Origin of the sequence: Amorphus coralli DSM 19760 (assembly GCF_000374525.1) — a bacterium.
Classification (GTDB): domain Bacteria; phylum Pseudomonadota; class Alphaproteobacteria; order Rhizobiales; family Amorphaceae; genus Amorphus; species Amorphus coralli.
On the sequence record NZ_KB894574.1, the window covers coordinates 12603 to 36363 of the forward strand.

General features: G+C 69.1%; 15 protein-coding genes. 12 read left to right on the forward strand and 3 right to left on the reverse strand.

Translation table 11 applies throughout. The features are described 5' to 3' along the window. Positions 1-576: 576 nt before the first annotated feature. The 3 genes from C507_RS0113165 (at position 577) to C507_RS0113175 (ending at position 8025) form a co-directional block, all read left to right on the forward strand. Entirely contained in the window at positions 577-2442 is a 1866-nt protein-coding gene (locus C507_RS0113165) for an autotransporter assembly complex protein TamA (protein ID WP_051089777.1), read from the forward strand. Then, on the forward strand, positions 2439-7034 hold the full coding sequence (locus tag C507_RS0113170) for a translocation/assembly module TamB domain-containing protein (RefSeq protein ID WP_018700173.1): 4596 nt from the start codon (positions 2439-2441) through the stop codon (positions 7032-7034). Before C507_RS0113165 ends, C507_RS0113170 begins: the two co-directional genes overlap by 4 nt. 304 nt (positions 7035-7338) lie before the next feature. Continuing rightward, positions 7339-8025 (forward strand): hypothetical protein, encoded by a 687-nt coding sequence (locus C507_RS0113175; RefSeq protein ID WP_018700174.1) that lies wholly within the window; start codon positions 7339-7341, stop codon positions 8023-8025. Positions 8026-8038: 13 nt separating this feature from the next. Here the strand turns inward: C507_RS0113175 and cueR are convergent, their stop codons facing one another. Beyond that, on the reverse strand, positions 8039-8434 hold the full coding sequence (gene cueR / locus C507_RS0113180) for a Cu(I)-responsive transcriptional regulator (protein WP_018700175.1): 396 nt from the start codon (positions 8432-8434) through the stop codon (positions 8039-8041). 131 nt (positions 8435-8565) lie between these two features. On the opposite strand from cueR, the gene C507_RS0113185 reads away from it, so the two are divergent. The 7 genes from C507_RS0113185 to C507_RS0113215 all read left to right on the forward strand — a co-directional run bounded on the left by C507_RS0113185 (position 8566) and on the right by C507_RS0113215 (position 18720). After that, on the forward strand, positions 8566-11019 hold the full coding sequence (locus tag C507_RS0113185) for a heavy metal translocating P-type ATPase (protein WP_018700176.1): 2454 nt from the start codon (positions 8566-8568) through the stop codon (positions 11017-11019). A gap of 8 nt (positions 11020-11027) precedes the next feature. Next, complete coding sequence (locus C507_RS0113190) at positions 11028-11480, forward strand: c-type cytochrome (RefSeq protein WP_018700177.1); 453 nt, start codon at positions 11028-11030, stop codon at positions 11478-11480. 69 nt (positions 11481-11549) lie between these two features. Beyond that, complete coding sequence (locus C507_RS0113195; RefSeq protein ID WP_018700178.1) at positions 11550-12026, forward strand: DUF305 domain-containing protein; 477 nt, start codon at positions 11550-11552, stop codon at positions 12024-12026. A gap of 44 nt (positions 12027-12070) precedes the next feature. After that, a complete protein-coding gene (locus C507_RS0113200) occupies positions 12071-12835 on the forward strand; it encodes a MauE/DoxX family redox-associated membrane protein (RefSeq protein WP_026319068.1) in 765 nt (254 codons plus the stop codon). A 106-nt stretch (positions 12836-12941) separates the two neighbouring features. Continuing rightward, complete coding sequence (locus tag C507_RS0113205) at positions 12942-14189, forward strand: metallophosphoesterase family protein (RefSeq protein ID WP_018700180.1); 1248 nt, start codon at positions 12942-12944, stop codon at positions 14187-14189. 6 nt (positions 14190-14195) lie between these two features. After that, entirely contained in the window at positions 14196-17687 is a 3492-nt protein-coding gene (locus C507_RS0113210) for an ATP-binding protein (protein ID WP_018700181.1), read from the forward strand. A gap of 112 nt (positions 17688-17799) precedes the next feature. Further along, entirely contained in the window at positions 17800-18720 is a 921-nt protein-coding gene (locus C507_RS0113215; RefSeq protein WP_018700182.1) for a lipid kinase, read from the forward strand. Positions 18721-18744: 24 nt separating this feature from the next. Here the strand turns inward: C507_RS0113215 and C507_RS0113220 are convergent, their stop codons facing one another. Further along, positions 18745-19773 carry a CaiB/BaiF CoA transferase family protein gene (locus tag C507_RS0113220; protein ID WP_169508970.1) on the reverse strand — a complete coding sequence of 343 codons (1029 nt, stop codon included), beginning with the start codon at positions 19771-19773 and terminating at the stop codon, positions 18745-18747. A gap of 110 nt (positions 19774-19883) precedes the next feature. Between C507_RS0113220 and C507_RS0113225 the strand changes: the two genes are divergently transcribed. Both C507_RS0113225 and C507_RS0113230 read left to right on the forward strand, forming a co-directional pair. After that, a complete protein-coding gene (locus C507_RS0113225) occupies positions 19884-21287 on the forward strand; it encodes a hypothetical protein (protein ID WP_156829300.1) in 1404 nt (467 codons plus the stop codon). Positions 21288-21384: 97 nt separating this feature from the next. Continuing rightward, positions 21385-22746: an esterase-like activity of phytase family protein gene (locus tag C507_RS0113230; RefSeq protein ID WP_018700185.1), complete on the forward strand. Its 1362-nt coding sequence runs from the start codon at positions 21385-21387 to the stop codon at positions 22744-22746. 77 nt (positions 22747-22823) lie between these two features. Here the strand turns inward: C507_RS0113230 and C507_RS0113235 are convergent, their stop codons facing one another. After that, positions 22824-23738: a LysR family transcriptional regulator gene (locus C507_RS0113235; protein WP_018700186.1), complete on the reverse strand. Its 915-nt coding sequence runs from the start codon at positions 23736-23738 to the stop codon at positions 22824-22826. Between the last annotated feature and the right edge of the window lie 23 nt (positions 23739-23761).

The following is a 23761-nucleotide window of genomic DNA, read 5'->3' on the forward strand; positions in this document are numbered from 1 at the left end:
AATCGCGCGCGCCAGCCGGCGCAACGGAAGCCAATACGGCCTGGTCCGGACTTCGGATCGATGCGGCCGGTTGGACCGCAAATCCGATGGACCCACCACCGATCGGATCACGAGACGTTAGCGGTTGATGCTTGCGCGAGGCTAGGTCCGCATCTGCATGGCAGACGGACGCGAGGTGGGCTTCCGATCACGGCTGGAACCGCGGTGCGGCAAAGGTCGGACCGTTAACAGAGAGCGGCCCTGCCCGGCCACCGGCGTTCACGATATCGTGAGCATCATACAGCAATCTGCAGGCGGAGCACTGGCGCGGTTCCCGCTTGCCATCCGTGCGCCCCTGGCGCCCTCCCCCGGATCGGGAGTGTCGCCTTTCGGCAAGCCTCGGACGGAATCGTCACGAACTGATAACCCTGCGCGCCCTCCTCGCTTGAATGCCCGCCCCCTCTCATGGAACAAAGCTCCGGACCGGGGGAAGGCATTGAGTACAAGGCGCGAGATGGTCTGCCGAAATCGCGAGCCACAATCTTGAGCGGTCGCAGCGCACGCCGCTCCCTGGCAGCCCTTGGGGTCGCCGCGCTGATGTTGCCGGCGTCAGCCGCGCCTGCGGCGGCGTTCGAGCTGTTCGGCCGCACCTTCTTTGAGGGCAAGAAGGCCGACGAGGCCGTGATCATCGGCACGCCGCAGCCCTACACCGTGACTTTCGAAGTCACCGGCGACAACTCCGACCTGGAAAAGACCCTCAGGAACGCGTCGCGTTTGTGGCAGGATCGCAAGCGCCCGGCCTCTGGCGCCGCCGGCCTGCTGGCCAAGGCGCGCGGCGATTACAAGGGCATCGTCTACTCGCTCTATGCCGCGGCGCGATATGGCGGCACCGTCTCCATCACGGTGGACGGCCGACAGGCCGCCGACATTCCGCCCGACGCGACGCTATCGGCGGAGGCGGACGTCCGCGTCACCGTCAATCCGGGCCCGCTCTTCCTCTTCGACCAGACGCGGATTGCCAACCGGGCCCCGCCCGCCACCAACCGCAAGGACGTGGTGCCCGAGCCGGAATCGATCGGCTTCGCTCACGGGGAACCGGCACGCTCCGGCACGATCATCAGGGCCGAGCAGCTGGAGGTCCGGGCGTGGCGCCAGCAGGGCTACGCCAAGGCGAAGGCCGGTCCGCGCCGCGTCACCGCCAATCACCCCAACGAAACCGTTGACGCGGACCTGCAGATCGAGCCCGGCCGGAAAGCCTATTTCGGCAAGACGTCGGTTCGGGGCACCAAGCGGATGAAGCCGGGCTTCGTCGCCTACATGGCCGACCTGCCCGAGGGTGAGGAATTCGATCCGGATACCGTGAAGCGCGGCAGCGACCGGCTTGCCAGGCTCGGCGTGTTCAATGCCATGCGCATCGAGGAGGCCGACGAGATCGGCCCCGACGGCGACCTGCCGATGACGGTGGTCGTGCAGGAACGCAAGCTTCGCCGCATCGGTGTCGGCGGCACCTATTCCACCATCGATGGCATCGGGCTGGAGGCTTACTGGCTGCACCGCAACCTCTTCGGCCGCGCTGAACAGCTCCGCATCGAAGGCCGGATGGCCGACTTCGAGAACAACGCCAATCCGGAGGACTTCACCTACAAGGCCGGTGCCACCTTCACCAAGCCCGGCGTCGGCACCCCCGACACCAACTTCTCCGCCTCCGGCTTCTTCGAGCGCGAGGTTCTCGACGCCTACACCAAGACCGGTGTGAACGGTCAGGCCGGCTTTACCCGCCTGTTCGGCAAATCGCTGACCGCCAAGGGCTATCTGACGGGAAGCCACAACCGGTTCGAGGACGACGTCTACGGCACCCGCGACTTCACCACCGGCGGACTGCTCGGCGCCCTCACCTTCGACAACCGCGACAACCCGGTGAATGCTACCCGCGGCCACTATGTCGATGTGACCGCGATGCCGTTCTACGAATTCAACTACGAGAACACGGCCGCCCGCTTCACTGCCGAAGGGCGCTCCTACTACGCGGTGGCCGGCAACGACCGTCTGGTTCTGGCCGGCCGCGCCCTGATCGGCAGCGTCGCCGGGGCCTCCATCTCCGAGCTCCCGCCGGACATTCTCTTTTTCGCCGGTGGCGGCGGCTCCGTGCGCGGCTATTCATACCGGTCGATCGGCGTCGATGTCGGCAACGAGGTGGTTGGTGGCAAGTCGCTGCTTGAAGGCTCCTTCGAGGTGCGCGGCCGCTTCACCGAGACCATCGGCGCCGTCGCCTTCGTGGACGCCGGCCTGGTCGGCGCGGACTCCACGCCCGATTTCGACCAGGACGTGAAGATCGGTGTCGGCGGCGGCCTGCGCTATTTCACCAGCCTCGGGCCGATCCGCCTCGACGTGGCGGTCCCGCTCGAAAAGGTGGATGGTGATCCGGACGTCGCCTTCTATGTCGGGATAGGACAAGCGTTTTGACCCGTCTTCTCCTCGCCCTTCTTCTGGTTCTCTTCAGTCTCCCGGCGCTCGCCCAGAGCGACGAGGATGCGGATCGCTCCGCGCTGACGCGCTTCATCCAGAACCAGCTGTCCGCGCCCAATCGTCAGATCCGCCTGAACGGCATCCAGGGCGCGCTCTCCTCCAACGCCACTATCGCCCGCATCACGGTCGCCGACCGCGACGGCGTCTGGCTGACGATCGAGAACGCATCGATCGTCTGGAACCGGCTGGCCCTCGTCAGGGGCCGGCTATCCATCGACAAGCTGTCGGCCGACCGCATCGAGATGCCGCGCAACCCGCTGCCGGACGAGAGCCTGCCCTCTCCGGAAGCCACGCCTTTCCAGCTTCCCGAGCTGCCTGTCGCCATCATCCTGCGCGAGCTTGACGTGCCGCAGATGCAGTTCGGACAGGGCGTCTTTGGCCTCGAGTCCGAGCTGGCCCTCACCGGCAATCTCGAGCTTGCCTCGGGTGCGCTGGACACGGACCTCGCCGTCAAGCGGCTCGACGGTCCAGGCGGCGAGCTCTCGCTGAAGGCAAGCTTCTCCAACGCCACCCGCGCCCTTGCGCTCGACCTCACGCTCTCCGAGCCGGAGAACGGCGTCGTTGCCAACCTCCTCGATATGGAGGGCAAGCCGCCGATCAACCTGGAGATCAAGGGCGAGGGCCCTGTCGACAATCTCGACGTCGCCATGAGCCTCGATGCGGACGGCAAGCGTCTCGTCGACGGCACGGTCCAGCTTCGCGGCGAGGACGGCGGCCTCGGGTTCGATGCCACCCTGCAAGGCTCGGTCGGCGAGTTGATCGCGCCGGCGCACCGGGAGATCTTCGGCGACCGTAGCGTCGTGACGCTCAAGGGTGTCTCGCGCGACGATGGCTCCTTTGCCATCGAGACCTTCGACGTCGACAGCCAGCGGCTGAACCTCACCGCATCCGCCGAGACCACGACCGACGGCTTCCTGCGCCGCCTCGCCGTGGATGGCCGGCTGGCCGACCCCACCGACAACCAGGTCGCCCTGCCGGGCGCCGCCGGCACCATCATCCGCGACGGGCGCATACAGGTGTCCTTTGGTGAGACCGGCCGCGAGGACTGGAACGGCCAGATCGAGATCAACGGGCTGGCGACGGAGACCGTCTCCGCGGAGACCATCTCCTTCATTCTCGGCGGGCTGGCCCAGAACCTCGATCAGCCGGCTGCCCGGCGCGTCACCTTCGGTGTGGATGGTGACATCACCGGCATCACCTCGGACCGACCGGAGGTTGCCGAGGCACTGGGCAACGCCATCACCCTCGACCTCAACGGCGCCTGGGCGGCCGGTCAGCCGATCACGCTGGCCCGGGCCCAACTGGCGGGCAACGGCCTGTCCGCGAACGTGGCAGGGGCGATCGATGACGGCGCCTTCAACGGCACCATCGCGCTCGTCGCCTCCTCCATCGCGCCCTTCTCCCAACTGGCCGAGCGCGATCTCGCCGGCGCCTTGAACCTGACCGCGAAGGGCGAGATCCGGCCGGCCTCCGGCGCCTTCGACCTCGCCCTCGATGGCAGCGCGCGCGGACTGCAGCTCGATATGCAGCCGGCCGACCAGCTCTTTTCCCAGGAGACCCGTATCACCGGTGGCGTCGCCCGTGGCGAGGCGGGACTCACCGCCAGGTCGCTTCGCCTCGGCAACGACGATGTCGAGCTGACCGCGGACGGAACGTTCTCCACCGGCGCCGCCGACTTCCGCTTCGACCTGATGCTTGCCGACCTCGGTCTGGTCACCGACGAAGCATCCGGGCGCCTGACGGCGGGCGGCACCGCCAAGGGCACCGACGGGGTCATCGAGCTCGCCGTGAAGGCCGAGGTGCCGAACGGCACCCTGCAGGACCGCCGTCTGGCCGACGCCGCTCTCAGCTTCGAGGGCACCTTGCGCGACAGCGACCTGACGGGCTCGGTGGACGGCAGCGCCTTCCTGGACGGTCATCGCGTGGCGCTGAAAAGCGACATCGCGCTGGCTGGTGAAATCAGGCGCCTCACCGGCCTCAAGTTTACCACGACCGGCACGACGCTCACCGGCGACATCACCCAGAACGGGGCGGGACTTCTTGACGGCACCGTCAAGCTGGAGGCGCCGGACATCACCCTCGCCGCCTCGCTGTTCCTGATGGAGGCCAGCGGCTCGGCCAATGCCGACATCGCGCTGTCCCATACCGAGACCGAGCAGAACGCCACCGTCGATGCCCGCATCCGCGACATCGTGCTCGACGGCGTGCAGGTCGCAGCCGCCGACGTGAAGGCCAGCATCGAGGATCTGTTCGGCGTACCGGCCGTTGATGGTACCGTCGACGGCCAGGGTATTGTCGCCGCCGGCTACGAGGTGACCACGCTTGCGGCGCGTGCCAACACCCAGGGCGAGCGAACCGACTTTTCCGCCAATGCAGCGCTGTCCATCGGCACCACCATCGACACCGCCGGCAGCCTCCAGCCGGAAGCGGGCGGGTTCCGCCTCGTGCTCGACCGCGCCGACCTCGTTCAGGGCGATCTCGCCGCCCGGCTGCGCAGACCCGCCTCGCTGCTCCTCGCCGGCGACACCATCACCATCGACGATCTCGACCTTGCCGTCGGTGGCGGGGAAGTGAAGGCGTCCGGCAAGATCGCCGAGACCCTGGATCTGAACGTCAGCATCGCGCAGCTGCCTCTGGCCATCGCCAACGCCATCAAGCCGGACCTGGCGCTGGGCGGAACGGTGGACGGAACGGCGTCGGTTTCCGGCACCCGGGACAATCCGAACATCCGCTTCGATGTCACCGGCAGCGCACTCAGGGCCGCCGCCCTCGGCCAGGCCGGCATCAGCTCGCTCGACGTGGTTGCGCGTGGCACCTCGACCACCAACCGGCTCCAGATCGATGCGACGGTCACCAGCCCGGACGGTTTCCGCGCGACGGCCAACGGCGGCGTGCCGCTGGGCGACGGCAAGCTCGATCTCGACATCAACCTCGACCGGTTCCCGCTGGCCAGCCTGAACGCCGTGGCGCAGGGCCAGGACCTCGCCGGCACCGTGACCGCCAGCGCGAAGGTCACCGGTCCGCTCGCCAACCCGGACGCCACCTTCGCCATCAACGGCAACGGCCTGAGCGCTGCGCCGCTGGTGGAGTTTGGCGCCGCCCCGCTGACGCTCGCCGTCCAGGGCAGCTACGCCGACCAGGTTCTCAGCCTGTCGAGCTCCCAGGTCGCCGGCCCGCAGGGCCTCGCCATTTCCGCCCAGGGACGCCTGCCGCTCTCCGGCGCCGGCATGAATCTCCAGGTCCGCGGCAGCGTCCCGCTGGCGCTTGCCAACCGACAGCTGGCCGAGCGCGGCACCCAGGTTGCCGGCACCCTCACCTTCGACGCCAATGTCGGCGGCCAGCTGGCGAGCCCGGTCATCAACGGCTCCTTCTCCACCGCCAACGTCCAGGTGATCGACCCCGACACCAACGTGCGCCTCACCGGCGTTGCGCTCGCCGGCCGGATCGACGGCGACCGCGTGACCCTGACCAGCGCCCGCGCCGGCTTCGCCGACGGCGGCGAGCTCCGCGCCTCCGGCACCATCGGCATCGCGCCCGCCAGCGGCTTCCCGGCGGATATCCGCATCGTGCTCGACAACGCCCGCTACCGGGACGAGGAGATGGTGGCGGCCACGGTCGACGGCGACCTGTCGATCACCGGTCAGCTCACCCGCGATCCGCTGATCGCCGGCGAGATCCGCATCGACCGCGCCGAGATCTCGATTCCGGAGAATTTCGGTGGGGGCGCGCCGGTCATCGACGTGATCCACGTCGATCCGCCGGCCGCCGTCGTCACAACCCTGAAGCGCGCCCGGATGATCGGTGGCACCCCGGTTCCGGCCTCGCGGCCGAGCGTGGCGCGCCTCGACATCACCATCAGCGCGCCGAACCAGATCTTCATCCGCGGCCGCGGCCTGGATGCGGAACTCGGTGGCAACCTGCGGGTCACCGGCCCGGTCAACGACATCCAGCCCATCGGCGGCTTCGAGCTGATCCGCGGTCACCTTCAGATCATCGGCCAACGCATCACCTTCACCCAGGGCCGCGTCACCCTGATCGGCGACTTCGACCCGTTCGTCGACTTCACCGCGACCTCCCAGGGCCAGGACATCACGGTGACCGTGACCGTCTCCGGCCGCGTGTCCGACCTCAACATCACCTTTTCCTCGCAGCCCGAACTGCCGCAGGATGAAGTGCTGGCCCAGCTCATTTTCAAACGCAGCCTGAGCGAGCTGTCGGCCTTCCAGATCGCCCAGCTCGCCGCGGCCGCGGCCGAGCTCGCGGGCGGCGGCAATAACTCGCTTCTGCAGAACCTTCGCCAGGCCACCGGCCTCGACGAGCTCGACGTGGTCACCGACAGCGAGGGCAACGCCGCCGTCCAGGCCGGCCGCTACATCGAGGACAACATCTATCTCGGCGTTCAGGCGGGCGCGGAGGGCACCACCAAGGGCACCGTGAACCTCGACATCACCCCGGACCTCACCGCCCGTGGCGCGGTCGGGTCCGACGGCGATTCCAGCATCGGCCTGTTCTTCGAGCGCGACTACTGACGCCGCCGGCCCGCTGCCCTGCCTGAATTTTCGGCAAACCGGCCACCCTGACGGGAAAGCCCGCCCCAACTGCCACCTCGGCAGGCAGCCGTATTCCGCAGCCTGGGGCCGGTTGACGCCAAGGCGCTGATCCGGCTGCGCATTGAGCGCTCAATGCGCGGGGCTGGTCGCTGCCAAAAACTTGCTCTTCGGCGCCCCCGGCGGGGCATGCTAAGGGTTCACCCAACAACAATCCGATAATCAAGTTCGTCAGTCCCGGAGCGGAAGAGGCGCCGCTCCTGAATGAATCGGATTCCGTCTCGTGATGGCCCCGTTCGTCCTGAAAACAGCCGTTCTGGCCAGCGCCCTCGTCGCGCCGCTGGCCGTGGCCGGCACCGCCGTCGCTGACACCGACCAGCCGCTGTCCGTCACCGTCACCAGTGACGCAGAGCGCAACTACGACCTGAGCGTCGGTACCGAATCGCCAATGTGGTGGCTGCCCGCCATCGGAACGACGGTGGGCTTCGAGGTGGCGGCACGCCGGTCGCCCGCGTCCGGCCGGGCCCGCGCGCCCGGCGATCCGTCCGGAACGATCTGGGGCGTCGTCACCCTGCCCAGCAAGGCAAGCGAGCTTGGCTGGGACACGACGACCATCCGCGTCCAGGTGAACCCCGACACCCGCGAGCGCTCTCTCAGCTTTTCCGGCAGCAAGACCTGGACGCTGGGCAAGGTCGTCTCCGCCAGCCTGGAAGACACCTACACCCTCACCCACGAGGACGACGCGGTCGCGCCGGAGTGGGAGGCGGTCAACGCCGTCCGCTTCGACTTCGAGCCCACCGGCACCGCCTTTGTCGCCCAGAACCACCGCTCGCGCGACGACGGCGAATGGCGGACCAGCCTGCGGGCCGAACAGGCCATCGCCGATGGCTTCTCGATTGCCGCCTCGGTGGACGATCTGACGTCGTCGACGCCATCCAGAACGATCTTCGCGAGCTTCTCGCAAGAGTGGTGAGCCCGGCGGAGGCTCAGGCAGCCGGGCCGCCCGACAGGCGTTCCAGGATCGGACAGTCCGGCCGGTCGTCACCGTGGCAGCGCTCGACGAGGGCGCCGAGCGTCGCCCGCAGGCCTTCCAGGTCGGCGATCTTGCGGTCGATCCGCGCCAGGTGCTCGCGCGCCATCGCCTTGACGTCGGCGCTCGCCCGCCCGCGATCCTCGTAGAGCGACAAGAGGTGGCGGCATTCCTCCACCGTGAACCCGAGCGAGCGCGATCGCGCCACGAACACCAGCTTGTGCACGTCGCTTTCGACGAAATCCCGGTAGCCGTTGTCGCCGCGGCCCGGCCGCACCAGGCCGATATCCTCGTAGTAGCGGATGGTTTTCGCCGGCAGCCCGCTGGCCGCCGATGCCTCGCCGATATTCATGCCTGCCTCCGCTGAAAGCCGCTGCGCACGATCGTCTATAAGAAAGATAGCGGTCGGGCCCTTGACCTTCCAGTTGCTGGAAGCCCCATCTGGGTGATCGTCCTGAGACTGCCACAACGGGGGCTCGAACGATGAGCGACACCACCCATACCCACGACACCGCCGACGCGGAGGTCGTTCGCGACCCGGTCTGCGGCATGACCGTCGATCCCGGCGCCGGCAAGCCGACCGTCGAACATGACGGCCACACGGTCCATTTCTGCTCCGAAGGCTGCCGGCAGAAGTTCCGGGCCGACCCGCACGCCTATCTCACGGCCACCGATCCGGTCTGCGGCATGCGCGTCGACCGGTCCACCGCCGCGCATACGGCGAACCACGGCGGCGAGCGCTTCTATTTCTGCTCGGAGCGCTGCCGGGCGAAGTTCCAGGCCGATCCGTCTGCCTATCTCGGCGACCGTCCTGAGCCGGAACCAATGCCGGAGGGGACCCAGTACACCTGCCCCATGCATCCCGAGATCGTTCGCGACGAACCCGGCGACTGCCCGCTCTGCGGCATGGCGCTGGAGCCGATGACGCCCTCGGCCGATGCCGGCCCGAACCCCGAACTCGTCGATTTCCGCCGTCGCCTCCGCTTCATGGCGCCGCTCGCGGCCGCCGTCTTCATCTTGGAAATGGGCGACCACATCGGCATCCCCTTCGCCGACTGGTTCGGACCGCACCTGTTTGTCTGGATCCAGTTCGCCCTGGCGACGCCGGTGGTGATCAGCGCATGGCCCTTCTTCAAGCGCGGCTGGGCCTCGATCGTGAACCGCGCTCCCAACATGTGGACGCTGATCATGCTGGGCACCGGCGCGGCCTATCTGTTCAGCCTGGTGGGGCTCGTCGCACCCGGCATCTTCCCGGCTGCGCTCCTGGGGCCGAACGGCCTGCCGCCAGTCTACTTCGAGGCGGCCGCCGTCATCCTGGTGCTGGTCCTGATTGGCCAGATCATGGAGCTTTCGGCCCGCGAGAAGACCGGCGACGCGATCCGCGCCCTGATGGATCTCGCCCCGAAGACCGCGCGCCGCGTCACCGACGACGGCGAGGCCGACGTGCCCGTGGACGAGGTAGCGACCGGCGACCGGCTGCGCGTGCGTCCGGGCGAGGCAGTACCGGTGGACGGCGTGGTGGTGGAAGGCCACTCCTCCGTCGACGAAAGCATGATCACCGGCGAGCCGGTCCCGGTCGAGAAGGCCGAGGGCGACGCCGTCACCGGCGGCACCCTGAACAAGACCGGCGGGTTCATCATGCGGGCCGAGGCTGTCGGCGCCGAGACCACCCTGTCGCGCATCGTCGACATGGTGGCCAAGGCCCAGCGTAGCCGCGCGCCCATCCAGGGCCTGGCGGATCGCGTCGCCAGCTATTTCGTGCCGACCGTGGTGGCCATCGCCGTTATCGCCTTTCTCGTGTGGATGGTGTTCGGCCCGGCACCGGCCATCGGCTACGCCGTCGTGGCCGCCGTTTCGGTGCTGATCATCGCCTGCCCCTGCGCCCTGGGTCTGGCGACGCCCATGTCGATCATGGTCGCCACCGGCCGCGGCGCCCAGGCCGGCGTGCTGATCCGCGACGCGGAAGCCCTGGAACGCTTCGCCAAGGTCGACGTGCTGGTGGTCGACAAGACCGGAACCCTGACCCAGGGCAAGCCCACCCTGACCGACGCGGTCCCGGCCGACGGCATCGAGCGCGACTGGCTCCTGTCTGCCGCGGCCGCCCTGGAGCGCGGCTCGGAGCATCCCCTGGCCGAAGCGATCGTCGAGGGGGCCACCGACGTCGAGCGCCGCGATGCGGCCGACTTCGAGGCCATCACCGGCAAGGGCGTGCGCGGCATCGTCGACGGCCGCCGCGTGGCGCTCGGCAACGGTGCCATGATGGCGGAGGAAGGGGCGGACATTGCCGGCCTGAAGGAGACCGCGGAAGGCCTGCAAGGCGAGGGCAAGACGGCCATGTACGTCTCCGTCGACGGCGCGCCGGCCGGCCTGATCGCGGTCGCCGACCGGGTAAAGGAAACGACCCCGGAGGCGATCCGCGCCCTGCACGAGGCGGGCATGCGCATCGTCATGGCCACCGGCGATAGCGCCCGCACGGCGCAAGCCGTCGCCCGCGAGCTGGGGATCGACGACGTCCGCGCCGAAGTCAGCCCGGAAGGCAAGGGCGCCCTGATCGAGGAACTGCGCGCCCAGGGCCTGTCGGTCGCCATGGCGGGCGACGGCGTCAACGATGCGCCTGCTCTCGCGGCGGCCGACGTCGGCATCGCCATGGGAACCGGTGCCGACGTTGCGGTGGAAAGCGCCGGCATCACCCTGGTGAAGGGCGACCTGGGCGGCATTGTCCGCGCCCGCAAGCTGGCCCGGGCGACGATGGCGAACATCAGGCAGAATCTGTTCTTCGCCTTCGCCTACAACACCGCGGGCGTGCCCATCGCGGCCGGCATCCTGTTCCCGCTGTTCGGGGTCCTCCTGTCGCCCATCATCGCGGCACTGGCCATGAGCCTGTCTTCGGTCTCGGTGATCGGCAACGCGCTGCGCCTGCGCACGGTGAAACTGTGAGGGGGCGCATGCTCATCGGTTCGGCGGCCGTGCTCGCGATCGCGGGCATCGCCGCCGCCGCATGGGTTTCCTTCGCGCCCGACGAAGGACCGCCTGCCGGCCCGGCCGATCTTGCGCGCGGCGAGCGTCTCTACGCCGAGGCCTGTGCCTCCTGCCACGGCGCGAACCTCGAAGGTGCCGCCAACTGGCGCGAGCCCGGTCCGGACGGGCGATACCCCGCTCCGCCTCACGACGAGACCGGACACACCTGGCACCACAGCGACCGGCTCCTGTTCGAGATCACCAAGAAGGGTACCGCCGCGGTCGTCGACGACGGCTACCAGAGCAACATGCCCGGCTTCGGCGACACCTACTCCGACGCCGAGATCCGCGACATCCTCGCCTACATCAAGAGCACGTGGCCCGAGGAACAGCGCACGGTCCAGGCCGAGATCACCGCCCAGGACCAGGCGGTACGCTAGGCGATCTCGGAACTTTTGCCGCCACGTGCGTGATTCTTCCCTGAGGATCCCGATCAGCAGGAGAATTCGATGTCCTATGTGCGATTCCTGGCGATGATCGCGACGTCGACCGTCGTGATGTTCGGCCTCATGTATCTCAACACCTACGCCATCGACCACGTCTTCTTCAGCGAGACGCGGGCCTACGCGGCCCTCTACATGGGCGCAACGATGGCGGTCATCATGCTCGCCTTCATGCTGGGCATGTATTCCAACCGGACGGCCAACACGGCCATCGTCATTGGCGCGGTGATCGTCTTCGCCGGCGCCCTCTTTCTGGTGCGCAGCCAGGCGACGGTTGGCGACGTGTCCTACATGCGGGCGATGATCCCCCACCACTCCATCGCGATCCTGACCAGCGAGCGCGCCAACATCGACGATCCGCGCGTGCGCCATCTCGCCGACGAGATCATCGAGGCCCAGAGGCGCGAGATCGCAGAGATGGAAGCGCTGATCGCCGATCTGGAGGGCGGCCCCGAGGCGACGCCCGAGATCGACGGCCGCTGACGGCGCGCGCATCCAGAAACGCACCAATGCCGAGGGAGTGACCCATGGCAAGTTCAGCCGTATCCGGCAGCAAGACTGCTTCCCTCTACCGGATGGTGATGGAGGACCACCTCTGCCCGTTCGGCCTCAAGTCCAAGGACCTGCTTGAGCGCAGCGGCTTCTCCATCGACGACAACTGGCTGACCACACGCCAGGAGACCGATCGTTTCATGGAGGAACACGGCGTCGAGACGACGCCGCAGACTTTCATCGACGGTGAGCGGATCGGCGGGTACGACGAGCTGCGCGAATATTTCGGCGAGGACGTTCCCGACGAAGACGAGACCAGCTACCGGCCGGTGGTCGCCATCTTCGCCGTCGCCTTCCTGATGGGGCTGGCGGTGAGCTGGGCGGCCTTCGACACCGTCTTGACCATTCGGGCGCTCGAATGGTTCGTTGCCATCTCCATGTGCCTGCTCGCCATCCAGAAGCTGCAGGACGTGGAGAGCTTCTCCACCATGTTCCTGAACTACGATCTCCTGGCCAGCCGCTGGGTCGGCTACAGCTATCTCTATCCCTACGGAGAGGCCGTTGCCGGCATCCTGATGATCGCCGGAGCGCTGATGTGGATTGCCGCACCGGTCGCGCTGTTCATCGGCACCGTCGGCGCGGTCTCCGTCTTCAAGGCGGTCTATATCGACAGGCGCGAGCTGAAGTGCGCCTGCGTCGGCGGCGGCAGCAACGTGCCCCTGGGCTTCGTGTCGCTGACGGAGAACCTGATGATGATCCTCATGGGAATCTGGATGCCGCTGAGGATGCTGCTTCTCTGACCGGTCATCCCGGTCGGGACAGCTTTTCCTTGGCATCGGCGCCGGTTCGCCTGATCCTGCGGGGCGATTCCCGCCCCCGACCTGAGCCCGCGATCGAGAGCGCCCGGTGCCGTCCTTCAAGTTCCTCCATGCCGCCGACCTGCATCTGGGAACGCCGTTCCGCGGACTGGCGGTCAAGGATGCCGAGATCGCCGACCGGTTCGCCCGGGCGACCCGGACCGCTTTTTCCAATCTCGTGGAGAAGGCCATCGAGGAGAAGGTCGCGTTCGTCGTCATCGCCGGCGATGTCTATGACGGCGAATGGAAGGACAGCACCATCGGCCTGTTCTTCAACCGCGAGGTTGCCCGGCTCGACCGGGCCGGCATCCCGGTCTTCCTCCTAAAGGGCAACCACGACGCCGAGAGTGTCGTGACCCGGGCCATCACCCTGCCGGAGAGCGTGCGCGAGTTTCCCACCCGCAAGCCGGCCACCTTCCGGCTCGACGATCTGCGCGTGGCCCTTCACGGCCAGGGCTTTGCCGACCGCGCCGCCAGCGACAATCTCGCCGCCGCCTATCCCGCCCCGGAGCCGGGCTGGTTCAACATCGGCGTCCTTCACACCTCCCTCACCGGCCGCCCGCCACACGCCCCCTATGCGCCCTGCTCACCGGAGGAGCTGGCCAACCGCGGCTACGACTACTGGGCGCTGGGCCACGTCCATGCCTTCGAAATCGTGTCCCGCGACCCTGCCATCGTCTTTCCCGGCAACATCCAGGGCCGCTCCATCCGCGAGATCGGCGAGAAGGGGGCCGTCGTTGTCTCCGTCGAGGATGGACGCGTCGCCTCCATCGACCGGCTGCTGGTGGACGAGGCACGCTGGACGTCCGCCGCCGTGGACGTGACCGACGCGGCCTCGCTCTCCGACGTGCTCGCCGCCGTGCAGCCGGTTGTTGAGCAGGCCGCCGAGGCGGCCGGCGGCCGGCTCCTGGCCCTGCGACTGGACCTTGCCGGCGAGACGGAACTGCGCCGCGAGCTGGTGGCCGATCGGGGCCGCTTCGTCGACGAAATCCAGGCCGCCTGCCACCGCATCCATCCCGACATCTGGCTGGAAAAGCTCGATGTGCGCGGCTTGCGCGCTCCCGCCTCTGCCGCCAGGGGCGACCCGGCCTCCGGCCTCGATCTCGATGCGCTTCTCGGAGGGCTCCTGGACGATCCGGAGACGCGCGAGGTGGCGGAGGCTGCCATCGCCGAGGTCGCGGCGCGCATGCCCGGCGGGCTGGGCGCTGGTGAGGACCCGCTCGGCGCCGCGGCGGACGAGCTGCTTGCCGAGGCGCGCGAAGTGCTGATGTCCCGCGCAGCGTCGCGAGGAGGCTGAGCGGCCATGCGCTTCGACCGACTCTCCCTCCTGCGCTACGGCGCCCACACCGATCGCGAGATCGCTTTCAAACCGGGCGCGCGTCTGCACGTCGTCTACGGCCCCAACGAGGCCGGCAAGAGCTCCGCGCTTGCGGCGATCTCCGACCTGCTGTTCGGCTTTCCGCACAACAAGGCCTTCGATTTTCGCCACGAGGCGACGACGCTGCGGATCGGTGCCACGCTGACCGCCCGGGACGGCACGCAGCTTTCCTTCCGGCGCCGGCGCGGCAACAAGGCGACGCTCCTTGCCGACAGCGACGACGAGAGCGAGCTGCGCGATGACGCGCTGGCCCCGTTCGTCGGATCGCTCGGCCGCGACGTGTTCGAGCGCGCCTTCGGGCTCGATTCCGCACGCCTGCGCGCCGGTGCCGACGCCATGCTGAAAAGCGACGGCGAACTCGGCAGCCTGCTCTTCTCCGCCGCCTCCGGAATGACCGGCCTGAGTGGTCTCAAGGGCAGCCTGGAGGACGAAGCGGGCGCGATATTCGCACCACGGCGCTCCAAGGACCGGCGCTTCTACCAGCTTCTCGATCGCTACGAGGCGGCCCGAAAAGACGAGCGCGACCACGAGCTGCGCGCCTCCGACTGGAAGGCCCTCAACGTCGCCATCGCCGAATTGGAGGGGCGCTACGAGACGCTGGCCGGGGAGCGGACCGAGGCTCGGCGTGCCGCCGCCCGGCTGCAGCGCCTGGGTCAGCTCCGACCCATCGTGCAGGAGATCGATGGCGACGAGACGGCGCTTGCCGCCTTCGCCGACCTGGATGCGCTGCCGCCCGGCCACGCCGACGCGCTGGCCGACGCGCTCGCGTCAGTCGATGCCGCGAGTTCCGCCGTCGAGCGCGCGGAAGACCAGCTGCGGCGCCAGCACGCGGCGCTGGCGCGCGTCTCGGTGGACGAGCCGCTGCTTGCTCGCGAGGCGGAAATCCGGGAGCTCTTCGCCGCATCCGGCGACTACACCTCCAAGCTGAAAGACCTGCCGCGCATCGAAGCCGAGCGCGACGATTATGACGGCGAGCTGCGCCAGTTCGCAGCCCGGCTCGGCATGAGCGACGCCGATCTCGACGCCAGCCAGCCGACCGATGCCGCCCTGGCCGACCTGCGGACTCAGGTCGCCGACGGCCGGCGCCTGGCCACCGCCGCGCAGAATCTCGACGAGCAGATCGAGGCGATGCGCGCCGAACTCGACGAGGCCCGGGCCCGGCGTCTGGGCGGACCGGCCTCCGATCCCCGGCCCTGGCGCGACCGGTTCGCGGCCCTGGCCCCCGACATTGCCGCGCTGGCACGCCGGGACGAGGCCGAGGCGGCCCGTCGCGCCCGGATGCGCGAGCTGCAGGAGCGTTTCGCGCGGCTGTCGCCGCCGGTCGCCGACCTCGACACCCTCGCCACCACGCCCCTGCCCGCCCCCGAGGCGGTGCGCGAAAACCAGGATGCGCTTGCCGCAAACGACGAGCTTCTGCGCGACGTGACCCGCCAGGTCGAGGAGACCGGCTCGGCGCTCGAGCGGATCGAGCGTGAGATTGCGGAGGCCGAGACCGCAGGGCCCGTGCCCTCGCGCACCGGCATCGCGGAGGCCCGGGAGGTGCGCGACACAGCCTTCACCCCCCTCGCCGACATGGTGGAAGGCCGCGCACCGCCGCCCGCCGCGCAGGACGCCGCTGCGCAGGTTGCGCAGTTTCGCGCGATCGTGCGCAGGGCCGACGAGGCGGCCGACGCGGCGCTTGACGACGCGACCCGTCTGCACGCGCAGGAAACGCGTCTGCGCACCCGGCAGGAGCTCTGCGCGAAACGCCGCGATCTTGCGCAGAAGTGCGCAGATCTGCGCGGCGAACGCGAGGCGATGGAGGCGCGCTACCGTGCGCGCTTTGCGCCCCTCGACGTCGAGCCGGACGCCCCGCAACGCATGCTCGACTGGCTCAGGACGGTGGAGGACCTGCTGACGCTGCGCCGCGAGGTGCTGGCGCTGGACGACACCCTGGCCACCCTGGACGCCGCTGCCGACCGCCTGCGTCCGGCGCTGCAGGCGTTGGCGGCCGAGACCGGCCTCACCGGCGCCGAGGCCTTGCCGGTGCCGGCCCTCGCCCGCGCCATCGAGGCCCGGCTGTCCGAGCTCGCGGAGGCCTGGGCGGACCGGCGCACCCAGGCCGCCCAGCTTGAGGACCGCGAACGCCGCCTGGAAACCGCCACCGTCCGGCGTTCGGCGCTGGCGGCACAGGAGGCCGAATGGGCGACTGGCTTCCGGGCCGCGGCCGCCGCCATCGGGCTCGGCGACGCAGCAAGCCTGGAGCGGGCCGACGCCACGGTATCGCTCTGGGACCGGATCCCGGACGTGCGCCGCGAGCGCGCCAACCGGGCCCGCCGGGTCGACGGGATGCGCCGCGACATCGCCGCCTTCGAGGCCCGCGTGACCGAGCTGACCCGAACCGTTGCCCCCGATCTTGCCGGCCTGCCGGCCGGCCACGCCGTAATGACCCTGTCGGAGCGGGCCCAGGAGGCGCGCACCGCCGATGCCCAGCGCGCCAGCGCCCGCGCCGCGCTAAAGGAAGCCGAGGCCGAGCGCGCCCGGGCGCAGCAAGCCCACGCCGCGGCGCTGGCGGAGCGGGACAGGCTGATGGAAGCAGCACCAGACGGCATCTCCCCGCGCGACCTGCTCGCCCGGCTGCGGGCCCGGGACGAGCGGACCGAAAGCCTGGACAAGTGCCGGCGGCGCTTCTCCGAGGTGGCCGCAGGCGCGGACGAGCAGGCGATCCGGACCGACCTCGCCGCCTTCGATCCGGAACGTGCGGAAACCGAGATCGACACGCTGGAGCGCGAGATCGAGCGCCTCGACGGCGAGATGAACCAGGTCTTCGCGGCGTTGTCGGAGAAGAAGCGCGAGCGCGAGCGCCTCGACAGCGCCGCCGGGGCCGAGCGTGCCGCCTTCGAGCGCAACGCGGCGGAGGCGGAGATCGTCGAGGCGGCGCGCGAGTGGGCCGTCCTGAAGCTCGCTTCGCAGCTCCTCTCGGCAGCCATGGAGAAGCATCGGGAAAGCGAGGACGACCCGCTGATGCGCCGCGCGGGCGCGCTGTTCGCCACACTGACGGCGGGCGGCTTCGCCACCATCGGCCGGGAGTTCGGCAAGGACGACGTGCCCGAACTCGTGGGCGTCCGCGCCAACGGCGAGCGGGTGGGGATCGCCGCCCTGTCGGACGGCACCCGCGACCAGCTCTACCTGGCGCTGCGGCTCGCCTACCTGGAGGACTACGCGACCCGTCACGAGCCCGCCCCGTTCATCGGCGACGACCTGTTCCAGACCTTCGACGACGACCGGACCGCCGCGGGTCTGGCGGCGCTGGCGGAGGCGAGCGCCTTCTTCCAGCCCATCCTGTTCACCCACGAAGGCAGCGTGGTGGAGATCGCGCGCGCCACCCTCGGAGAGGCCGCCGACATCATCCGGCTCGACGAGCCCGCCCCGGCCTGACGCGTCGCGGACGGTCCCGCATGGGAGGGGCTGCCGGCAATCGGCGTCCGACGCCGTAACCGAATGGCTTTTCGCGCGTTGTTGCGGGGACAGGCCACACAGGAACGCCCTGATGGACAGTATCGACGAGAGCCGACCGACGGACGCGCGAACCCGCACCGCGCTGCTTTTGCTCAATCCGAAGGCGCGGCGCGGCTCCGAGGCGATCGACGACTGCCTGGATCTCCTGCGCAAGGCCGGCATCCGGCTGATTGAGCCGGAAACAGGGGGCCGCGACGAGATCCCGGAGGCGATCCGGCGTCACGCCGACGAGGTGGACCTGGTCATCGTCGGCGGCGGCGACGGCAGCCTGAACGCCGCCGCGCCCGGCCTGGTGGAGACGGGACTGCCGCTGGGCATCCTGCCGCTCGGCACCGCCAACGACCTGGCGCGGACGCTGGAGATTCCGTTCGACGTGCACGAGGCGGCCCGGGTGATCTCCGACGGCGCCACGCGCTCGCTCGATCTCGGCATCGTCAACGACATCTACTTCTTCAACGTCGCGAGCATCGGCTTCAGCGCCAAGCTGGCCCGGATCCTCACCTCCGACGCCAAGAAGCGGTTCGGCACGCTCGGCTACGCCATGGCCGCCATGAAGCTGGTCTCCCAGAGCCGGCTGTTCACCGCCGAGATCGAGCACGATGGCCACGTGGACATCGCCCGGACCCTGCAGATCTCCGTCGGCAGCGGCCGCTACTATGGCGGCGGGCTCGCCGTCGACGAGGAAGCGGAGCCGGACGACGGGCTGCTGGACGTCTACAGCCTGGAAGTGGAGCACTGGTCGGAGCTGGTCGCGCTGCTCCCCGCCCTCAAGCAGGGAACCCAGAAGCGCTGGAAGGATGTGCGTGCCTTCTCCACCACCGAGCTGACGGTGCGCACCCGGCGACGCCACGACGTGAACGCCGACGGCGAGCTTCTGACCTCCACGCCGGCCCGGTTCGGCCTCAAGCGCAACGCGGTCCGCGCCTTCGTTCCGAGGGGGACAGAGGACTAGCGGCGTGAAGACGTGTGCGGCCGGTCAGTCCCCGGCGGGGCCCGGCAGCGGTGAGAAACGCGGCGCCGGCGTGGTCTCGGTGCCGGCCTCGTCCGTCGTGAAACAGCCGGCAAGCTGGAGATGCGTCATCGCCTCGTCCATCGAGAGGACGGGGGTCACGCAGGCATCCAGCCCGTCGAAGGCAGCGGCCCAGTCGGCCTGGGTCCGCGTGGCAAACAGGGCTTCCAGCTGCCGTGCCATCTCCGGCCAGGACGGCCTGTCCCACTGCATGTCCAGAAAGGCGGGATCCGCACCGACGGTCTCGATGAAAGTGCGGTAGAACTGCGGCTCCAACGGGCCGACGGCCATGAACCGGTCGTCCTGCGTCCGGTAGACCCGGTAGAAGGGCGCCCCGCCGTCCAGCATGTTGGTGCCGCGCTCCGGCAGCCAGCGGCCGCGCGCCACCGCCGCGTGAACGAAGGTAGCGAGGTGCGTGGTGCCGTGGATCATCGCGGCGTCGATGACCATGCCGGCGCCGGTCTCGCGGACCCTGTGCAGGGCGGAAACGATGCCGAAGGCGAGATACATGCCGCCGCCGCCGAAATCGGCCACCAGGTTGAGCGGCGGCACCGGCTCGCGGTCGGGATGGCCCATCAGGCTGAGGACGCCGGTCAGGCCGAGATAGTTGATGTCGTGGCCGGCCATGTGGGCCATCGGCCCCTCCTGTCCCCAGCCGGTCATCCGGCCGTAGACGATGCGCGGGTTGACTGCGGCGACGTCGGCGGGACCGAGCCGCAAGGCTTCCATCTTGCCCGGACGAAAGCCCTCGATCAGGACATCCGCCGAGGCGAGGCGGTCCAGCGCCTGGCGCAATCCCTCCTCCGACTTGAGATCGAGACCCAGGACCTCGGCGCGTCCGCGCTCCATGAAGCGTCCGTCGCCCTTTGCCTCGTCGCCCGGGCGGCCGATGCGGATCACCTCCGCGCCCATGTCGGCAAGCAGCATCGTCGCGAACGGTGCCGGCCCCAGCCCGGCGAACTCCACCACCCGCACGCCTTCCAGCGGCCTGATCATCCCGCTCTCCTCCTCCCGCATCCCCGGCTGGCCCGCCTTGTGCCGGCGTTGCTCGCTTGCCAGCGTCATGGCGCATTGCTACGCCCTATTCTTTCCGTGGACCACCCGGCGTGACCAGTTCCCAATCTCCCCTTACCTGGCTCGGGCGGGTGCAGGCGTCGCCGCTGGCGGCCGTCCTGATCCTGGCCGTCGCGGCGCTCTCCTTCACCATCATGATGACGGGGCTGCACCGGCTGGCGCTCGTCGCGCTGGCGCTGGTGCTGGTCTATATCGTGCTGGGGTGGCCGAAGCTGCGCCGCAACACGCGCGCCCTGCTGGTGGCATCGCTGATCGCGACGGTCGCCTACATCGGCATCGGAGGCGACCTGGACGCCTTCGCGCTGGCCGCGAGCCACGCCATGTACCTGCCGGCCCTGATTGCCGTGATGACGCTGCTGCGCATCGCGGCCCAGCGTTCCACGATGATTTCCCGGGCTGGCTACTACGTGGTCAGCCAGCCGCCGTCACGGCGCTTCGCCCTGCTGGCCAGCGCCGGACACCTGTTCGGTATCCTGCTGAACGTCGGCGGGCTGCTGCTGCTCCTGAACATCGCCCACGGCACCCGCGACCGCAGCGTCGAACCGCGGGTCGCCGCGATCCAGGAACGGCGCATCACCAACGCCATCCTGCGCGGCTTCGCGGCGACGATGATGTGGTCGCCCTTCGGGATCGCCCTGAACATCCTGATCCCGATCCTGCCGGGCATCTCGTGGTTCGACTACATGCCCTACGGGCTCGCCGCCACGCTGGCCTTCTGCGTGCTTGGCTGGGTCTTCGACCGGATCGAGCCGCGCTCGGGCGCCCCCGTTCCCGCCGGCCGGAATCTGGGATCGGTCTGGGCGCTGCTCGGTCTCGTCGGACTTCTCGTGACCATTACCGGCACCGCGGCGGTGGCGGAGGAGGCGTTCGGCATGCCGCTGCGCGCCGCGATCCTTTTGGTGGTTCCCGGCTTCGCCATCGCCTGGACGATGCTGACGCGGCAGCCGGGCGAATCGGCCGGCGACGCCATCGGATGGCTGGCCGGCGAAAGCGCGACCCAGCTGCCCAACGCCGTCAACGAGATCACCATCATGACCTCGTCCGGCTATCTCGGCATGGTGATCGCCACCCTGGTGCCGCCGGACCAGCTTCAGGCGCTGATCGCGTGGGCCGGGCTGCATGGCGGCGGGCTGGCCGTCGCCATCGGGCTGACCATCCTCGGCGCCTCGTTCGTCGGCATCAACCCGATGATTCCCGGCACGATCCTGGTCGGCTCGGCCATTTCCGCCGACGTGCCGATTTCCGACACGCTGCTGTTGCTCTCCGTACTCACCGCCTGGGCCGCAGCGCTGGTGGTCTCGCCCATGACCTCCACCATCACCATCGCCTCCACGGTGCTCGGCAAGCCGCCCTCGCTGATCGGCGTGAAATGGAATGGAGCCTTCACGATCACCTTCTTCGTTGCAGTGTCAGCTTTCTTCCTCTTATTCGGCTAAATTTCGCGCCGAAGCGTTATGGAAGTGTACGAAAACGGTCATCGCAGGTTCAAGCTGCGCGCTTAGGCAGGCAGCTCCATTCAACCGGAGATCAGCCATGCTTCGCCCGTCGCTTGCGGTCGCTTTCGCCGCGCTTCTGACTGCCCCCGCCCTTGCCCAGGACGAGACGACCTTCTCCGCCGAGCTCGCCGGCCACGCCATCATTCCGGCCATGAGCCTGGTCGCCCCGCCGGCCGACGCACCGCAGGATGCCTGGGTCAGCGGCAAGTTCGCGGCAGGTGCGACCCGCGTCGACCAGCCGATGACCGTCGAGGGCAACACCGGCGGCCTGCACGGCAAGCGCTTCACCGGCATCAGCCTGCCGTTCATCGGGCAGCCGCTGCAGGGCTTCTCCGGCTTCGCCATGGAGCGCGCCGAGGACGGCTCCATCATCGCGCTCACCGACAACGGTTTCGGCTCCAAGGCCAACAGCCCGGACGCGCTGCTTTTCTTCCACACCATCGAGCCGGACTTCGACAACGGCGCGATGAAGGTCAACAAGACGGTGTTCCTGGCGGACCCGAACAAGGTGGTGCCGTTCCGCATCGCCTACGAGGGCACCGAGCAGCGCTACCTGACCGGCGCCGACTTCGACCTGGAGAGCATCCAGAAGGTCGGCGACACGCTGTGGATCGGCGAGGAGTTCGGCCCCTACCTGATCAGCGCGACGCTGGACGGCACCATCACCGGCGTCTATCCGACCATGCTGGACGGCGCCGAGCTGAAGGGACCTGACCATCCGTCGCTGAAGGTGCCGGCCGAGGCCGGAAAGGACTACCGGGTCAACCGCTCCGGCGGCTACGAGGGCATGGCGCTGCAGCCGGGCACCGGCCTGCTCTGGGCGATGCTGGAAAAGCCGATCATGGACGAAACCGGCGCCGTGCCGGAAAACGCCCTGACCGTGCTGGCGTTCGATCCGAAGACCGCCGAATGGACCGGCAAGACCTTCAAATTCCCGCTGGCCGACGGCGCCACGGCCATCGGCGACTTCAACTTCATCGACGAGACGCGCGCGCTGGTCATCGAGCGTGACAACGGCGAGGGCGACCCGAGCCTGGAATGCGAAGGCGAGGCCAACGCCGACTGCTTCCCGCACCCGGCCAAGCTGAAGCGGGTCGTGCTCATCGACACCGCCTCCGTCGACAACAACGGTCACGTGCGCCGCATCGGCCACATCGACCTGATGAACATCGCCGACCCGAACGGCGTCGCGCGCCTGGAGACGGCCGCCAAGCGCGACATGACCGGCACCTACACGCTGCCGTTCTTCACCATCGAGGACGTGATGAAGATCGACGACACACACATCCTCGTCGGCACCGACAACAACCTGCCCTTCTCCTCGGGCCGCCAGCTCGACGCGGCGATGGACAACGAGTTCGTCCTTCTCGCCGTGCCGGAGTTCCTGGCCGCGAAGTAGGGCTACCGGCCGTCACGGCGGCCGGGCCAAACCGATCGGCGGCGCGCTCCGGGCGACCGGGGCGCGCCGTTGTGCGTTCAGGCGGGCGAGGCGGCGGGCGCGGCGAGCCGGGCGATCTCCTCCCAGACCCGGTCCACCACCGGCGCCCGGTCGATCCTGAGGCGCAGGGCCACGATCTGCATCCGCGCCGAGCCGAAGATCGGGGAGAGGTCGCTGAGGGCGCCGGAGGCAAGGTCATCGGCGACCAGGCTGGCCGGCAGCCACGCCATGCCGACGCCGGCCGTCACAAGTTGCTTCATGGCCAGCGTCAGCGCCGTTTCCGCCCTCGGCCGGAGTGCCGCGGCGTCGGGGAAGCCCGGCAGGATCTCCTGGTTCATCACCTTCCCGAGGAACACCTCCGGCGGGTAGACCACGACCGGCACTTCGCCGGCCGCGAAGCCCGCGTTGAGGTCGTCGATGAGGGGCGACGGAAACACCGGGATCAGCCGTTCCTCGCCCAGCTCGATGCGCCCCAGATAGGCGTCGGCCGGCGGCAGCGGCTCGGTCTCCGACTGGTAGAGAAGGACGATGTCGGCCTGCTTGGCCATGAGCTGGGTGTAGCACTCCTCGAGGTTGGCGGAGCGCAGGCGGATGCCGAGATTGCGGTCGCCGCAGAGGCGCTGGACCAGCGCCGGGGCGACCGACGTGGTGATGGCATGCTGGCAGGAGATGACGATCCGGTTCTGGATGTCGCGGTCCTGGCGGCGCAGATGGGTCTGCAGGTCGCGCAGCCGCAGCGCGATCTCCTGGATGCGCTCGCGCTCCTCCCGCACCACCGGCTTCATCTGGGCCGGCTTGCGGCTGCGATCGAGAAGCTCGACACCGAGATGCGCCTCGATCGCCATGATGCGGCGGGAGAAGGCCGGCTGGGTGACGAAGCGCCGTTCCGCCGCGGCCGCCAGCGAGCCGGTTTCCAGAACCGCGAGAATGTCTTCCAGCCAGTCGAGCCGCATCGCGACGCCCTCCCACAACATGC

Bases quoted from the DNA above. Each gene is read 5' to 3' on its own strand.
- C507_RS0113165 (WP_051089777.1), top strand. From the start codon at position 577: ATGTTGCCGGCGTCAGCCGCGCCTGCGGCGGCGTTCGAGCTGTTCGGC.
- C507_RS0113175 (WP_018700174.1), top strand. From the start codon at position 7,339: ATGGCCCCGTTCGTCCTGAAAACAGCCGTTCTGGCCAGCGCCCTCGTC.
- cueR (WP_018700175.1), bottom strand. From the start codon at position 8,434: ATGAATATCGGCGAGGCATCGGCGGCCAGCGGGCTGCCGGCGAAAACC.
- C507_RS0113185 (WP_018700176.1), top strand. From the start codon at position 8,566: ATGAGCGACACCACCCATACCCACGACACCGCCGACGCGGAGGTCGTT.
- C507_RS0113190 (WP_018700177.1), top strand. From the start codon at position 11,028: ATGCTCATCGGTTCGGCGGCCGTGCTCGCGATCGCGGGCATCGCCGCC.
- C507_RS0113195 (WP_018700178.1), top strand. From the start codon at position 11,550: ATGTCCTATGTGCGATTCCTGGCGATGATCGCGACGTCGACCGTCGTG.
- C507_RS0113200 (WP_026319068.1), top strand. From the start codon at position 12,071: ATGGCAAGTTCAGCCGTATCCGGCAGCAAGACTGCTTCCCTCTACCGG.
- C507_RS0113210 (WP_018700181.1), top strand. From the start codon at position 14,196: ATGCGCTTCGACCGACTCTCCCTCCTGCGCTACGGCGCCCACACCGAT.
- C507_RS0113215 (WP_018700182.1), top strand. From the start codon at position 17,800: ATGGACAGTATCGACGAGAGCCGACCGACGGACGCGCGAACCCGCACC.
- C507_RS0113220 (WP_169508970.1), bottom strand. From the start codon at position 19,773: ATGATCAGGCCGCTGGAAGGCGTGCGGGTGGTGGAGTTCGCCGGGCTG.
- C507_RS0113230 (WP_018700185.1), top strand. From the start codon at position 21,385: ATGCTTCGCCCGTCGCTTGCGGTCGCTTTCGCCGCGCTTCTGACTGCC.
- C507_RS0113235 (WP_018700186.1), bottom strand. From the start codon at position 23,738: ATGCGGCTCGACTGGCTGGAAGACATTCTCGCGGTTCTGGAAACCGGC.